This is a genomic window from Burkholderia lata (assembly GCF_902499335.1).
Taxonomy (GTDB): Bacteria; Pseudomonadota; Gammaproteobacteria; order Burkholderiales; family Burkholderiaceae; genus Burkholderia; species Burkholderia lata_B.
Genome location: NZ_CABVQK010000012.1, coordinates 24,310 through 36,322, shown reverse-complemented (window position 1 = coordinate 36,322; position 12,013 = coordinate 24,310). Strand labels below are relative to the sequence as shown.

15 protein-coding genes are annotated in these 12,013 nt (G+C 68.0%); 13 read left to right on the top strand and 2 right to left on the bottom strand.

Annotated elements, in window-relative coordinates:
• Positions 1-106: 106 nt before the first annotated feature.
• Positions 107-391, bottom strand: a complete 285-nt coding sequence (locus BCO18175_RS27365) for a multidrug ABC transporter ATPase (RefSeq protein ID WP_174917323.1) — start codon at positions 389-391, stop codon at positions 107-109.
• A gap of 174 nt (positions 392-565) precedes the next feature.
• Between BCO18175_RS27365 and BCO18175_RS27360 the strand changes: the two genes are divergently transcribed.
• Positions 566-1,057: a MarR family winged helix-turn-helix transcriptional regulator gene (locus BCO18175_RS27360; RefSeq protein WP_174917324.1), complete on the top strand. Its 492-nt coding sequence runs from the start codon at positions 566-568 to the stop codon at positions 1,055-1,057.
• A 177-nt stretch (positions 1,058-1,234) separates the two neighbouring features.
• The gene (locus BCO18175_RS27355; RefSeq protein ID WP_174985705.1) at positions 1,235-2,797 is read left to right on the top strand and encodes a DHA2 family efflux MFS transporter permease subunit; all 1,563 of its coding nucleotides are present in this window, start codon (positions 1,235-1,237) and stop codon (positions 2,795-2,797) included.
• 60 nt (positions 2,798-2,857) lie between these two features.
• Here the strand turns inward: BCO18175_RS27355 and BCO18175_RS27350 are convergent, their stop codons facing one another.
• Positions 2,858-3,784 carry a LysR family transcriptional regulator gene (locus tag BCO18175_RS27350; RefSeq protein ID WP_011350471.1) on the bottom strand — a complete coding sequence of 309 codons (927 nt, stop codon included), beginning with the start codon at positions 3,782-3,784 and terminating at the stop codon, positions 2,858-2,860.
• Positions 3,785-3,923: 139 nt separating this feature from the next.
• Between BCO18175_RS27350 and BCO18175_RS27345 the strand changes: the two genes are divergently transcribed.
• The 11 genes from BCO18175_RS27345 to BCO18175_RS27295 all read left to right on the top strand — a co-directional run bounded on the left by BCO18175_RS27345 (position 3,924) and on the right by BCO18175_RS27295 (position 11,986).
• Entirely contained in the window at positions 3,924-4,400 is a 477-nt protein-coding gene (locus tag BCO18175_RS27345; RefSeq protein WP_174985703.1) for a CidA/LrgA family protein, read from the top strand.
• A 13-nt stretch (positions 4,401-4,413) separates the two neighbouring features.
• Positions 4,414-5,136 carry an LrgB family protein gene (locus BCO18175_RS27340; protein ID WP_174970715.1) on the top strand — a complete coding sequence of 241 codons (723 nt, stop codon included), beginning with the start codon at positions 4,414-4,416 and terminating at the stop codon, positions 5,134-5,136.
• 248 nt (positions 5,137-5,384) lie between these two features.
• Entirely contained in the window at positions 5,385-5,921 is a 537-nt protein-coding gene (gene fliL / locus BCO18175_RS27335; protein WP_049097223.1) for a flagellar basal body-associated protein FliL, read from the top strand.
• Positions 5,922-5,943: 22 nt separating this feature from the next.
• Positions 5,944-6,942, top strand: coding sequence for a flagellar motor switch protein FliM (fliM, locus tag BCO18175_RS27330; protein ID WP_059687930.1), 999 nt, complete (start codon positions 5,944-5,946; stop codon positions 6,940-6,942).
• A complete protein-coding gene (gene fliN, locus BCO18175_RS27325) occupies positions 6,935-7,426 on the top strand; it encodes a flagellar motor switch protein FliN (RefSeq protein ID WP_011350466.1) in 492 nt (163 codons plus the stop codon). Before fliM ends, fliN begins: the two co-directional genes overlap by 8 nt.
• Positions 7,423-8,001, top strand: coding sequence for a flagellar biosynthetic protein FliO (gene fliO, locus BCO18175_RS27320; protein WP_174985701.1), 579 nt, complete (start codon positions 7,423-7,425; stop codon positions 7,999-8,001). Before fliN ends, fliO begins: the two co-directional genes overlap by 4 nt.
• Before the next feature lie 36 nt (positions 8,002-8,037).
• The gene (gene fliP / locus BCO18175_RS27315; protein ID WP_174970723.1) at positions 8,038-8,799 is read left to right on the top strand and encodes a flagellar type III secretion system pore protein FliP; all 762 of its coding nucleotides are present in this window, start codon (positions 8,038-8,040) and stop codon (positions 8,797-8,799) included.
• Between the two features lie 19 nt (positions 8,800-8,818).
• Entirely contained in the window at positions 8,819-9,091 is a 273-nt protein-coding gene (gene fliQ, locus BCO18175_RS27310) for a flagellar biosynthesis protein FliQ (RefSeq protein ID WP_069746335.1), read from the top strand.
• 23 nt (positions 9,092-9,114) lie between these two features.
• Positions 9,115-9,897 (top strand): flagellar biosynthetic protein FliR, encoded by a 783-nt coding sequence (gene fliR / locus BCO18175_RS27305; protein ID WP_174985699.1) that lies wholly within the window; start codon positions 9,115-9,117, stop codon positions 9,895-9,897.
• Positions 9,898-10,061: 164 nt separating this feature from the next.
• Positions 10,062-11,066 (top strand): ABC transporter substrate-binding protein, encoded by a 1,005-nt coding sequence (locus BCO18175_RS27300; RefSeq protein ID WP_174985697.1) that lies wholly within the window; start codon positions 10,062-10,064, stop codon positions 11,064-11,066.
• Between the two features lie 122 nt (positions 11,067-11,188).
• A complete protein-coding gene (locus BCO18175_RS27295; RefSeq protein ID WP_122944023.1) occupies positions 11,189-11,986 on the top strand; it encodes an ABC transporter ATP-binding protein in 798 nt (265 codons plus the stop codon).
• Positions 11,987-12,013: the final 27 nt, after the last annotated feature.

The following is a 12,013-nucleotide window of genomic DNA, read 5'->3' as shown; positions in this document are numbered from 1 at the left end:
ACCGGCCATTACGGCTCGCTGACAGGAAGCCGGGCGTGCGACACCGGCCGGGGGGGCCCGCCCGGCGCTCGGCCGGAGCGGTCAGGCAGGCGGGAGACGCGCGATGTCAGTGGCAGCGCGCGGGCAGCGGGAGCGGTTCGGCGGCGGACCGCCATGTCGACGGCTCCGTTGCGGCCGGCTGGCCCGTGCGGCGAGCGCCGTCTTTCGCGTTGCGCTGCCGGCGATGATCGAACCAGGCGACCCCGAGCGCCGCGAGCGAGCCGCCGGGCACCACCAGCATCGCCACGTACAGCGCGATCTTCCAGCCGCGGTGCGGCCCGGAAAACACATGGTGAGCGGTATCGGTCAGGTTGCGGCGCAGCGCGCCGGCGGCATTTTTCAGGAACAGCATCGCGAACATCCTCGGGGTGCCCGCAGCGCGGGCGAATCGGTCAGAACATAGTCTCCGGCAGTGCAACATGCACGTCGTAACTGGTTGCCTCAAATAATATTGACTAAGCAATCAATTTTCAAGATACTGGGCGCGTCTAAATCTGAAACGCACTATTGCTGCGCACGCAATCGCATGACCGGCGGCCTCTACGATCCCGAGAACATCGCGCTGGAAACGAGCCTCGGCTATTACCTGTCGAAGGCAAAGCAGGCGCTCGTCGAGCGGATGGACCGCGCGCTCGAGCCGCTCGACCTCACCGCGCAGCAGATCGGCGTGATCCTGCTGCTGTCGCGCGGCTATGCGCGCACGCCGTTCGAACTGTCCCGCAAGATGTCGTACGACAGCGGGTCGATGACGCGGATGCTCGACCGCCTCGAACGCAAGGGGCTGGTCGCGCGCTCGCGCAGCGAGCAGGACCGCCGGATGATCGAGCTGACGCTGACCGAACGCGGTGCCGAAGCCGCCCGTGCGCTGCCGTCGCTGATCGCGACCGCGCTCAACGCGCAGCTCGACGGTTTCTCGGCCGACGAGCTCGCGACGCTCACCGGCCTGCTGCAGCGCTTCATCGCCAACGGGCCCGGTACGACCGGTTGCCCGAAACCCGACGACGAAGCGGACTGCTGATGTGCGCGGAGGCCCCATGTCTAGGTTAAACGTTCGCTTATTTATCTGTCTGGGCAGAAGATGACAGGGCACGTGCTCCCCTTTTTCCTTTATCCGTTCCACCCGGCCGGGCTGCGCTGCGGCGCACACCCGTGCGTTGTGCCGGCGCGTCGCGCGCGCCGCGTCTAGGAGATTCCGATGTCCGCCACCACGGCATCCGCCGCCTCCCCCGCTGCCGCTCCTGCGCCGCTGTCCGGCGGAGCGCTCGCGCTGCTCACCGTCGGGCTCGCGCTCGGCACCTTCATGGAAGTGCTCGACACGTCGATCGCGAACGTCGCGGTGCCGACCATCTCGGGCAGCCTCGGCGTCGCAACGAGCGAAGGCACCTGGGTGATCTCGTCGTACTCGGTCGCGTCCGCGATCGCGGTGCCGCTCACCGGCTGGCTCGCGCGGCGGGTCGGCGAGGTGCGCCTGTTCACGCTGTCGGTGCTCGCGTTCACGATCGCGTCGGCGCTGTGCGGCTTCGCGACCAACTTCGAGACGCTGATCGCGTTCCGGCTGCTGCAGGGCCTCGTGTCGGGGCCGATGGTGCCGCTGTCGCAGACGATCCTGATGCGCAGCTACCCGCCCGCGAAGCGCGGGCTCGCGCTCGGGCTATGGGCGATGACGGTGATCGTCGCGCCGATCTTCGGCCCGCTGCTGGGCGGCTGGATCAGCGACAACTACACATGGCCGTGGATCTTCTACATCAACCTGCCGATCGGCATCTTCTCGGCGGTCTGCGCGTATTTCCTGCTGCGCGGCCGCGAGACGAAGACGACGAAGCAGCGGATCGACGCGGTCGGCCTCGCGCTGCTCGTGATCGGCGTGTCGTGCCTGCAGATGATGCTCGACCTCGGCAAGGACCGCGACTGGTTCAACTCGACGTTCATCGTCGCGCTCGCGCTGATCGCGGTCGTGTCGCTCGCGTTCATGCTCGTGTGGGAGGCGACCGAGAAGGAGCCGGTGGTCGACCTGTCGCTCTTCAAGGACCGCAACTTCGCGCTCGGCGCGATGATCATCTCGTTCGGCTTCATGGCGTTCTTCGGCTCGGTCGTGATCTTCCCGCTGTGGCTGCAGACGGTGATGGGCTACACGGCCGGCAAGGCCGGCCTCGCCACTGCACCGGTCGGGCTGCTCGCGCTCGTGCTGTCGCCGCTGATCGGCCGCAACATGCACCGGCTCGACCTGCGGATGGTCGCGAGCTTCGCGTTCATCGTGTTCGCCGGCGTGTCGATCTGGAACTCGACGTTTACGCTCGACGTGCCGTTCAACCATGTGATCCTGCCGCGGCTCGTGCAGGGGATCGGCGTGGCCTGCTTCTTCGTGCCGATGACGACGATCACGCTGTCGAGCATCTCCGACGACCGGCTCGCGAGCGCGTCGGGGCTGTCGAACTTCCTGCGCACGCTGTCCGGCGCGATCGGCACCGCGGCCAGCTCGACGTTCTGGGAGAACGACGCGATCTACCACCACGCGCGGCTGTCGGAATCGGTGAGCATCTATGCGCAGAGCACGACCGACTACCAGGGCGCGCTGTCGCAGCTCGGCATCGTCGGCCAGACGGCCAATGCGCAACTCAACCAGCTCGTCACGCAGCAAGGCTTCATGATGGCGACCAACGACTTCTTCCTGCTGTCGGCGTTCATGTTCGGCGCGCTCGCGGCGCTCGTGTGGATCACGAAGCCGAGGAAGGGCGCGGGGCCGGCGATGGGGCATTGACCGTGCGGCGGCGGGCCGTTGCGCCCGCCTCGTTCGCTTTACCGCCCGCCTCGGCGGGCGTCACTCCCTCGCCCGCAACCCGCCGAACGCCAGGTCGTCACCCGGCGCGATCGGCAGCGTCGCCCGCGCCACTTCAAGCCACGCGCGCGCCGCGTGCGACAGATACCCCTTCTTCAGCCAGCCGAGTGCGATCGCCCACGTGATCTCGGGCTCGACGATCGGCCGGCACGTGAACTGGCCCGCGTCGAGCCGCCGGCAATACGGCTCGGGCAGCAGCGCGATGCCGACGCCCGCATGCACGAGCGCGGCCATGAAATCCCAGTGGCCGCTGCGGCTCACGATCGACGGCGTGAACCCGACCTGCCGGCACGCGTCCAGCACCGCGTCGTGCAGCGCGAGGCTTTCCGCGTAGAACACGAACGACTCGCGCGCCAGATCCGCGAGCGGCACGGCCGCGTGATCCTCCCAGCGCGACTCGCGCGGCGCGACGAGCCACAGCGGCGCGCGCACCATCGGCAGCCGCTCGAAGGTGCCGGGGTCGACCGGCTCCAGCAGCCCGCCCAGCTCCAGTTCACCCGACGTCAGCGCGGCCTCGATCATCCGCGCGCCCTGCTCGAACAGCTTCAGCTCGATGTTCGGGTAGCGCTGCTTGTACGCGGCGATGATCGGCGTGAACAGCGAGCCGCCGAGCGGCGGAATCCCGATCGTCAGCTCGCCGCGCCCGAGCGTGCCGAGGTCGTTCAGCTCCGACTGCAGCTGCGCCTGCGCGGCGAGCACGTCCTGGCCGCGCTGGAACACGATCCGCCCCGCGTCGGTCAGCACCATCTGCCGACCGTCGCGCAGCAGCAGCGGCGAACCGATCTCGTCCTCGAGCGCCTTCACCATCTTGCTGATGGTCGGCTGGGTCACGAACAGCTTGTCGGCGGCCGCCGTGAAGCTCTGCTGGCGAACCACCTCGACGAAGTACCGCAGCGCGCGCAATTCCATCGATGTCTCCCCAAAATGGTGCGGCGATCAAAGGTGAATTCCGAATTGGAATGACAAGGATAGAGACAAGTCATTTTATTTATGGTTAGGGGAAACCCTATACTCACACCATCAACGGAATATCTGTAGGGAGCCTGCCATGACCAAGCCGACCGCCGCACTCGCCGACCGCCCCGCCGCTTCGGGCGGCATGGCGCGCACGGGCCGGATCGCGCTTCAGGCCGCCGCGCTCGGCGCGCTGTGGATGGCGGTCGACTGGGCCGTGCGCAAGATCGGGCTGCCGATTCCGTCCGGCGTGATCGGCCTCGCGGTGCTCCTCGTGCTGCTGTTCTCGGGCCGCGTCGCGCCCGCATGGGTGAAGGACGGCGCGAACTGGCTGCTGTCCGACATGCTGCTGTTCTTCGTGCCGGCCGCCGTCGCGGCCGTGCAGTACGGCGGGCTGTTCCGCGAGGACGGCTGGCGCATCGCGCTGGTGATGCTCGCCGGCACCGCGTTCGTGATGGTCGCGGTGGCCGTCGCGGTCGACCTCGCCGCGAAGCTCGAGCGCCGGCTCGCCGCGCAGCGCGTGTTCGCCGAACGCCGCCGCACGCGCCTGAGCGCCGCGTCCGCCCACTGAGCCGGAGCCTGCCATGCTTGCCGCATTGTCGAACCTGTCCGCCGACCAGGCGAACACCGCGATCTCGTTCGGCTGCTTCGTGCTGACGGTCGTGCTGTATTTCGCGTCGAAGCGGCTCTACGCGTACAAGAAGACGCTGCTGTTCTCGCCGCTCGTGTTCGTGCCGGGCGTGCTGGTGCTGCTCGTCCTGCTGACCGGCATCCCGTATTCGGTCTACTTCCACGACACGCGCTGGCTGATGTGGCTGCTCGGCCCGGCGACGATCGCGTTCGCGGTGCCGATCTACGACTATCGCGACCTGATCCGCCGCCACTGGCTGTCCCTGTCGGTCGGCGTGGCAGTCGGGATCGCCGCGGGCGTGTGCGGGTCGCTGCTGCTCGCGAAGCTGTTGCACCTGTCGCCCGAGCTGCAGCGCTCGCTGATGACGCGCTCGGTGTCGACGCCGTTCGCGCTCGCCGTGTCGGACAAGATCCACGCGCCGAAGGATCTCACCGCCCTCTTCGTGATCGCGACCGGCATCTGCGGGATGCTGCTCGGCGAGCTGGTGCTCGCGCTGGTGCCGATGCGCACGCGGCTCGCGCGCGGTGCGCTGTTCGGCGCGGCCGCCCACGGCGTGGGCACCGCGAAGGCGCGCGAGATCGGCAGCGAGGAAGGCGTCGTGTCGAGCCTCACGATGATGATCGCGGGTGTCGCGATGGTGCTGATCGCGCCGCTCCTGACGCTGCTGCCGATCTGACCGGGCGGCGGACGCCCGCCAGGCGCCGGCGCGGCCCCGTGAAATCTTGCCTGCCGCCATCGGGGCGGCTGGCTCCGTGCGGCGGGAACGGCGCCCCCTCCCGGCCCCGCACGCTCCGGCCGCCGGCCCGCCGCCCCTTTCCGCCCCCACTTTCCCTGCATCCGGCCGACACCCGGCCGACAATCGGCTGAGATAGCCGCAATTCCCCCCTCTTTTCCGCCCATCGGGCTCGGCCCGGATGCCGAACAATGCATGCTACGAGACATCACGCACGCATTCACATGGCCTCCACGACCGCAAACCCGACCGCCGACAAGCCGGCTTCGTCCGGCAAGTTCAAGCGCATCGCGCTCATCGCCGTCATCGCGCTGGGCGCGGCGGCCGCCGCAGCCGGCGGCATGTACGTGTTCCTGAGCAAGGAAGGCGTGGGCCACGCGAGCGCGCCCGCCGAGCCGGCGCCGCTCGCCGCGCCGGTGTTCTTCCCGCTCGACCCGCTGACCGTGAACCTGCAGTCCGACGACGGCGCGCAGCACTACCTGCGCGTCGGCCTGTCGCTGAAGCTCACCGACCCGAAGGCGCAGGAGCAACTGACCGCGCGGATGCCGGAGATCCGCAGCCGGATCCTGCTCGCGCTGTCGAACAAGCATCCCGAGGATCTCGCGACGCCGGACGGCAAACGTTCACTCGCGAAGGAACTGCGGGAACTGATCGAGCAGCCGACGCAGCCGGGCAACCAGCGCGCGAAGGTCGACGACGTGCTGTTCACCGAGTTCGTCGTCCAGTAACGCGGCCGCGAAAGGAGCGCGTATGGGTCACCAGGAGTTCATGTCCCAGGAGGAGGTCGATGCCCTCCTCAAGGGCGTCACGGGCGAAACCGATTCAGTCGACGAGCAGCGCGACACATCGGGCGTCCGCCCCTACAACATTGCGACGCAGGAGCGGATCGTCCGCGGCCGGATGCCCGGCCTCGAGATCATCAACGACCGCTTCGCGCGCCTGCTGCGGATCGGCATCTTCAACTTCATGCGGCGTACGGCGGAAATCTCCGTCAGCCAGGTGAAGGTGCAGAAGTACAGCGAGTTCACACGCAACCTGCCGATCCCGACGAACCTGAACCTGGTGCACGTGAAGCCGCTGCGCGGCACGTCGCTGTTCGTGTTCGACCCGAACCTCGTGTTCTTCGTCGTCGACAACCTGTTCGGCGGCGACGGGCGCTTTCACACGCGCGTCGAGGGCCGCGACTTCACGGCCACCGAGCAGCGGATCATCGGCAAGCTGCTGAACCTCGTGTTCGAGCACTACACGACCGCGTGGAAGAGCGTGCGGCCGCTGCAGTTCGAATTCGTGCGCTCGGAAATGCACACGCAGTTCGCGAACGTCGCGACGCCGAACGAGATCGTCATCGTCACGCAGTTCTCGATCGAGTTCGGGCCGACCGGCGGCACGCTGCACATCTGCATGCCGTACTCGATGGTCGAGCCGATCCGCGACGTGCTCGCGTCGCCGATCCAGGGCGAGGCGCTCGAAGTCGACCGCCGCTGGGTGCGCGTGCTGTCGCAGCAGGTGCAGGCCGCCGAGGTCGAGCTGACCGCGAATCTCGCGGAGATCTCGTCGACCTTCGAGAAGATCCTGAACCTGCGCGCGGGTGACGTGCTGCCGCTGGAAATCGAGGACACGATCACCGCGAAGGTCGACGGCGTGCCGGTGATGGAATGCGGCTACGGAATTTTCAATGGTCAATATGCGTTGCGCGTGCAGAAGATGATCAGCGCGGGCGATTCGATGAAGGAAGGTGGATATGAGTGAGCTGAACCAGACGCCCGAGGACGACGCACAAGCGATGGCCGACGCGGCCCTCGCGGCATCGGCCGCCGCCGCGCAGGCGGCACCTGCCGCGGCGGAAGAAGATCCGGGCATGGACGACTGGGCGGCCGCGCTCGCCGAGCAGAACCAGCAGCCGGTGCAGGCGGGCGCGACGGGCGCCGGCGTGTTCCAGCCGCTGTCGAAGGCTGCGGCAAGCTCGACGCACAACGACATCGAGATGATCCTCGACATCCCGGTCAAGATGACCGTGGAGCTCGGCCGCACGAAGATCGCGATCCGCAACCTGCTGCAGCTCGCGCAGGGTTCGGTCGTCGAGCTGGACGGCATGGCCGGCGAGCCGATGGACGTACTCGTGAACGGCTGCCTGATCGCGCAGGGCGAGGTGGTGGTCGTCAACGACAAGTTCGGTATCCGCCTGACCGACATCATCACGCCGGCCGAACGCATCCGGAAGCTGAACCGGTGAACGTAGTCGCGCCCGGCCGCCGCGTGCGCGTCGCGAGCGTGGCGGCGGCTGCCGCGGCCATTGCGGCGTCGCTTGCCTGCACGCCGGCCGGTGCTGCCGACATGAACGCGGTGAACAACGCCGGGGCGATCGCGTCGAGCGTGATGGTCGGCTCGGCCGCGCCGTCGCTCGGCATCGGCGCGGTGCTGCAGACACTGGTCGGGCTCGCGGTCGTGATCGGTCTCGTGTTCGCATGCGCATGGCTCGCGCGCCGCTTCGGCTTCCAGCACGCGCGCCGCGGCGGCCCGCTGAAGGTCGTGTCGAGCGTCGCGGTCGGCGCGAAGGAAAGCGCGACGATCGTCGAGATCGGCGACACCTGGCTCGTGCTCGGCGTCGCGCCGGGCAACGTGCGACTGCTGCATACGCTGCCGGCCGGTTCGGCAGCGGCCACCGCGACAGTGACTACGGCCTCGACCGACGCACCCGCCGGCGCCGCACCGTCCGAAGGCGGCCTGCCCGGCACGTTCGGCTCGCGGTTTCGCGACGCGCTCGCGGGCGAAGCCGCGAAGCGCCTCGGTCGCGGCAAGGACCGCTGACATGGCGCCGCGCCCTCTTTCCGACCCCGCATTCCGATGAAACACGCATTCCTGCATCGCGCGGCGCGCTTCGCGCCCGTGCTGATCCTCTGCCTCGCCCCCGCACTCGCCCATGCGCAGGCGAACGGCCTGCCCGCGTTCAATGCGAGCCCGGGCCCGCACGGCGGCACCACCTATTCGCTGAGCGTGCAGACGATGCTGCTGCTCACGATGCTGTCGTTCCTGCCGGCGATGCTGCTGATGATGACGAGCTTCACGCGCATCATCATCGTGCTGTCGCTGCTGCGCCAGGCGCTCGGTACCTCGACGACGCCGCCGAACCAGGTGCTCGTCGGCCTCGCGATGTTCCTCACCTTCTTCGTGATGTCGCCCGTGCTCGACCGCGCGTACAACGACGGCTACAAGCCGTTCTCCGACGGTTCGATGCCGATGGAACAGGCGGTGCAGCGCGGCGTCGCGCCGTTCAAGACCTTCATGCTGAAGCAGACCCGCGAGACCGATCTCGCGCTGTTCGCGAAGATCTCGAAGGCCGCGCCGATGCAGGGCCCCGAGGACGTGCCGCTGTCGCTGCTGGTGCCGGCGTTCGTCACGAGCGAGCTGAAGACGGGTTTCCAGATCGGCTTCACGGTCTTCATCCCGTTCCTGATCATCGACATGGTCGTCGCGAGCGTGCTGATGTCGATGGGGATGATGATGGTGTCGCCGTCCACCGTGTCGCTGCCGTTCAAGCTGATGCTGTTCGTGCTGGTCGACGGCTGGCAGCTGCTGATCGGCTCGCTCGCGCAGAGCTTTACGTAAGCCGCGGAGGAATCGCACGATGACGCCCGAACAAGTGATGACCCTGGCGCACCAGGCGATGATGGTCGGCCTGCTGCTGGCCGCCCCGCTGTTGCTGGTCGCGCTCGCGGTCGGCCTCGTCGTGAGCCTGTTCCAGGCCGCGACGCAGATCAACGAGGCGACGCTGTCGTTCATCCCGAAGCTGCTCGCGGTCGCCGCGACGCTCGTGATCGCCGGCCCGTGGATGATGACGACGATGCTCGACTACCTGCGGCAGACGCTGCTGCACGTCGCGACGCTCGGCGTCGGCTGAGCCGCGCGCACCACCCGGCGGCGATGTTCTCGGTCACCTACGCGCAGCTCAACGGCTGGCTCACGGCATTCCTGTGGCCGTTCGTGCGGATGCTCGCGCTCGTCGCGACCGCGCCCGTCGTCGGCCACGCGGCGGTGCCCGTCCGCGTGAAGATCGGCCTCGCCGCGTTCATGGCGCTGGTCGTCGCACCCACGCTCGGCGCGATGCCGGACGTCACCGTGTTCTCCGCGCAGGGCATCTGGATCCTCGTCACGCAGTTCCTGATCGGCGTCGCGATGGGCTTCACGATGCAGATCGTGTTCGCGGCCGTCGAAGCGGCCGGCGACTTCATCGGGCTGTCGATGGGGCTCGGCTTCGCCACCTTCTTCGATCCGCACACGAGCGGCGCGACGCCCGTGATGGGCCGCTTCCTGAACGCGGTCGCGATGCTCGCGTTCCTCGCGGTGGACGGCCACCTGCAGGTGTTCGCCGCGCTCACCGCATCGTTCCAGTCGCTGCCGGTGTCGGCCGACCTGCTGCACGCGCCCGGCTGGCGCACGCTCGCCGCGTTCGGCACGACGGTGTTCGAGATGGGGCTGCTGCTCGCGCTGCCGGTGGTCGCGGCGCTGCTGATCGCGAACCTCGCGCTCGGCATCCTGAACCGCGCGGCGCCGCAGATCGGCGTGTTCCAGGTCGGCTTTCCCGTGACGATGCTCGTCGGGCTGTTGCTCATGCAACTGATGATCCCGAACCTCGTGCCGTTCGTGGCGCACCTGTTCGACATGGGGCTCGACGCGATGGGGCGCGTGCTGACCGGCTGGCGCTGAGCGCATCCCGCCCCCGTTCCCCGCCTGTTCCAGCCCTCCGTTGCTGGAAAACCCCTAAAGGAATCGCCCGCCCGCGAAAGGTAGCGGAAGGTTTCGCCTCCCTATACTCGTCGTGACGATGCAGCAAGCATCGCGCCACGATTACAACGAACGGAGACGACCCGATGCGACCCATCCTGCGCACCCTCGCCGTTGCAGCCAGCCTGAGCTGCGCGCTTGCCGCTCACCCCGCTTTCGCCGACGACGGCGGCAAGATCACGATCATGGTCGGCGGGATCGCGAAGCTCATCTACCTGCCCGCGCGGCTCACGCAGGAACTCGGCTACTTCAAGGCCGAAGGGCTCGACGTCGAGCTGCTGTCGCAACCGGCCGGCGTCGACGCGGAGAACGAGCTGCTCGCGGGCGCCGTGCAGGGCGTCGTGGGCTTCTACGATCACACGATCGACCTGCAGAGCAAGGGCAAGGACGTGAAGGCGATCGCCGTGTTCGGCCAGGTGCCGGGCGAAGTCGAGATGGTGTCGACCAAGGCCGCGCCTACCTTCAAGTCGATGGCCGACGCGAAGGGCAAGACGCTCGGCGTGACGGGCCTCGGCTCGTCGACGAGCTTCCTCACGCAATACCTCGCGTTGCAGCACGGCGTGCAGTCGACCCAGTACACGATGCTGCCGGTCGGCGCCGACGCGAGCTTCATCGCTGCGATCAAGCAGGGCCGCATCGACGCCGGGATGACGACCGAGCCGACCGTGTCCGCGCTCGAGAAGATGGGCGACGCGAAGGTGCTGGTCGACATGCGCACCGTCGAAGGCACGCGCGCGGCGCTCGGCGGCACCTACCCGGCCGCGAGCCTGTACGTGCAGTCGGCCTGGGCCGATTCGCACAAGGCGGAAGCGACCAAGCTCGCGCACGCGTTCGCGAAGACGATGCAGTTCATCCATACGCACAGCGCCGACGAAATCGCCGCGAAGATGCCGGCCGACTACCAGAAGGACAAGGCGCTGTACGTGAGCGCGCTGAAGGCGTCGCTGCCGATGTACACCGCCGACGGCAAGATGCCGGCCGACGGCCCGGCGACCGTGCTGAAGGTGCTGTCGGCGTTCAACCCGTCGGTGAAGGGCAAGCATATCGATCTGGCGCGCACCTTCACGAACGATTTCGTGAACGCGAAGTAAGCGATATCGGTAGCGGCGCCGGCGGCGGCGATCCCGCCGCCGTGCGTGCCCCGTCCCGGCCCGGTTGACCGGCCCGGCGTCGCCACGATGCGACGCCCTCCTCACCCGCAGGACAAAGAGCGATGAACCAGGCAGTCTCCCCGAGCACACCGGCGATCGAGTTTCGCAACGTGTCGTGCCGCTTCATTTCGCCGGAAGGCAAGGCTACCGTCGCGCTGCGCGACTTCAGCATGAGCGTCGCGCGCGGCGAGTTCATCGCGATCGTCGGGCCGACCGGCTGCGGCAAGTCGACGACGCTGAACATGATCACCGGGCTGCTCAAGCCCGTGTCGGGCGAGGTGCGCGTGATGGGCCGCCCGGTCGACGGGATCGATCCGCGCATCGGCTTCGTGTTCCAGGCCGACGCCGTGTTCCCGTGGCGCAACGTGATCGACAACGTCGCGGCGGGCCCGCTGTTTCGCGGCCGCTCGAAGGACGTCGCGTACGCGCAGGCCGAGGAATGGATCCGCAAGGTCGGCCTCGACAAGTTCACGAAGCACTACCCGCACCAGCTGTCCGGCGGGATGAGGAAGCGTGTCGCACTCGCGCAGACCTTCATCAACCAGCCGGAAATCCTGCTGATGGACGAGCCGTTCTCCGCGCTCGACATGCAGACGCGCACGCTGATGCAGGACGAGCTGCTGCAGCTCTGGTCCGCGAACAAGGGCTCGGTCGTGTTCGTCACGCACGATCTCGAGGAGGCGATCGCACTCGCCGACCGCGTGTTCGTGCTGACCGCGCGGCCTGCCACGCTCAAGCGCGTGTACGAGATCGACCTGCCGCGCCCGCGCGTCACGTCGGAGATTCGCTACGACGCGCGCTTCATCGAAATTTCCAAGGACATCTGGCACGACCTGCGCGAAGAAGTGCAGATCGGCTGACGCATACGCTCAAGGCAAGGACCGCAA

What these genes read in the sequence shown, in the direction of transcription:
- BCO18175_RS27300 (WP_174985697.1), top strand. Translation starts at nt 10,062, where the DNA reads ATGCGACCCATCCTGCGCACCCTCGCCGTTGCAGCCAGCCTGAGCTGC.
- fliP (WP_174970723.1), top strand. Translation starts at nt 8,038, where the DNA reads ATGAAACACGCATTCCTGCATCGCGCGGCGCGCTTCGCGCCCGTGCTG.
- BCO18175_RS27355 (WP_174985705.1), top strand. Translation starts at nt 1,235, where the DNA reads ATGTCCGCCACCACGGCATCCGCCGCCTCCCCCGCTGCCGCTCCTGCG.
- BCO18175_RS27295 (WP_122944023.1), top strand. Translation starts at nt 11,189, where the DNA reads ATGAACCAGGCAGTCTCCCCGAGCACACCGGCGATCGAGTTTCGCAAC.
- fliL (WP_049097223.1), top strand. Translation starts at nt 5,385, where the DNA reads ATGCATGCTACGAGACATCACGCACGCATTCACATGGCCTCCACGACC.
- BCO18175_RS27365 (WP_174917323.1), bottom strand. Translation starts at nt 391, where the DNA reads ATGCTGTTCCTGAAAAATGCCGCCGGCGCGCTGCGCCGCAACCTGACC.
- fliR (WP_174985699.1), top strand. Translation starts at nt 9,115, where the DNA reads ATGTTCTCGGTCACCTACGCGCAGCTCAACGGCTGGCTCACGGCATTC.
- fliN (WP_011350466.1), top strand. Translation starts at nt 6,935, where the DNA reads ATGAGTGAGCTGAACCAGACGCCCGAGGACGACGCACAAGCGATGGCC.
- BCO18175_RS27345 (WP_174985703.1), top strand. Translation starts at nt 3,924, where the DNA reads ATGACCAAGCCGACCGCCGCACTCGCCGACCGCCCCGCCGCTTCGGGC.
- BCO18175_RS27340 (WP_174970715.1), top strand. Translation starts at nt 4,414, where the DNA reads ATGCTTGCCGCATTGTCGAACCTGTCCGCCGACCAGGCGAACACCGCG.
- BCO18175_RS27350 (WP_011350471.1), bottom strand. Translation starts at nt 3,784, where the DNA reads ATGGAATTGCGCGCGCTGCGGTACTTCGTCGAGGTGGTTCGCCAGCAG.
- fliQ (WP_069746335.1), top strand. Translation starts at nt 8,819, where the DNA reads ATGACGCCCGAACAAGTGATGACCCTGGCGCACCAGGCGATGATGGTC.
- BCO18175_RS27360 (WP_174917324.1), top strand. Translation starts at nt 566, where the DNA reads ATGACCGGCGGCCTCTACGATCCCGAGAACATCGCGCTGGAAACGAGC.
- fliM (WP_059687930.1), top strand. Translation starts at nt 5,944, where the DNA reads ATGGGTCACCAGGAGTTCATGTCCCAGGAGGAGGTCGATGCCCTCCTC.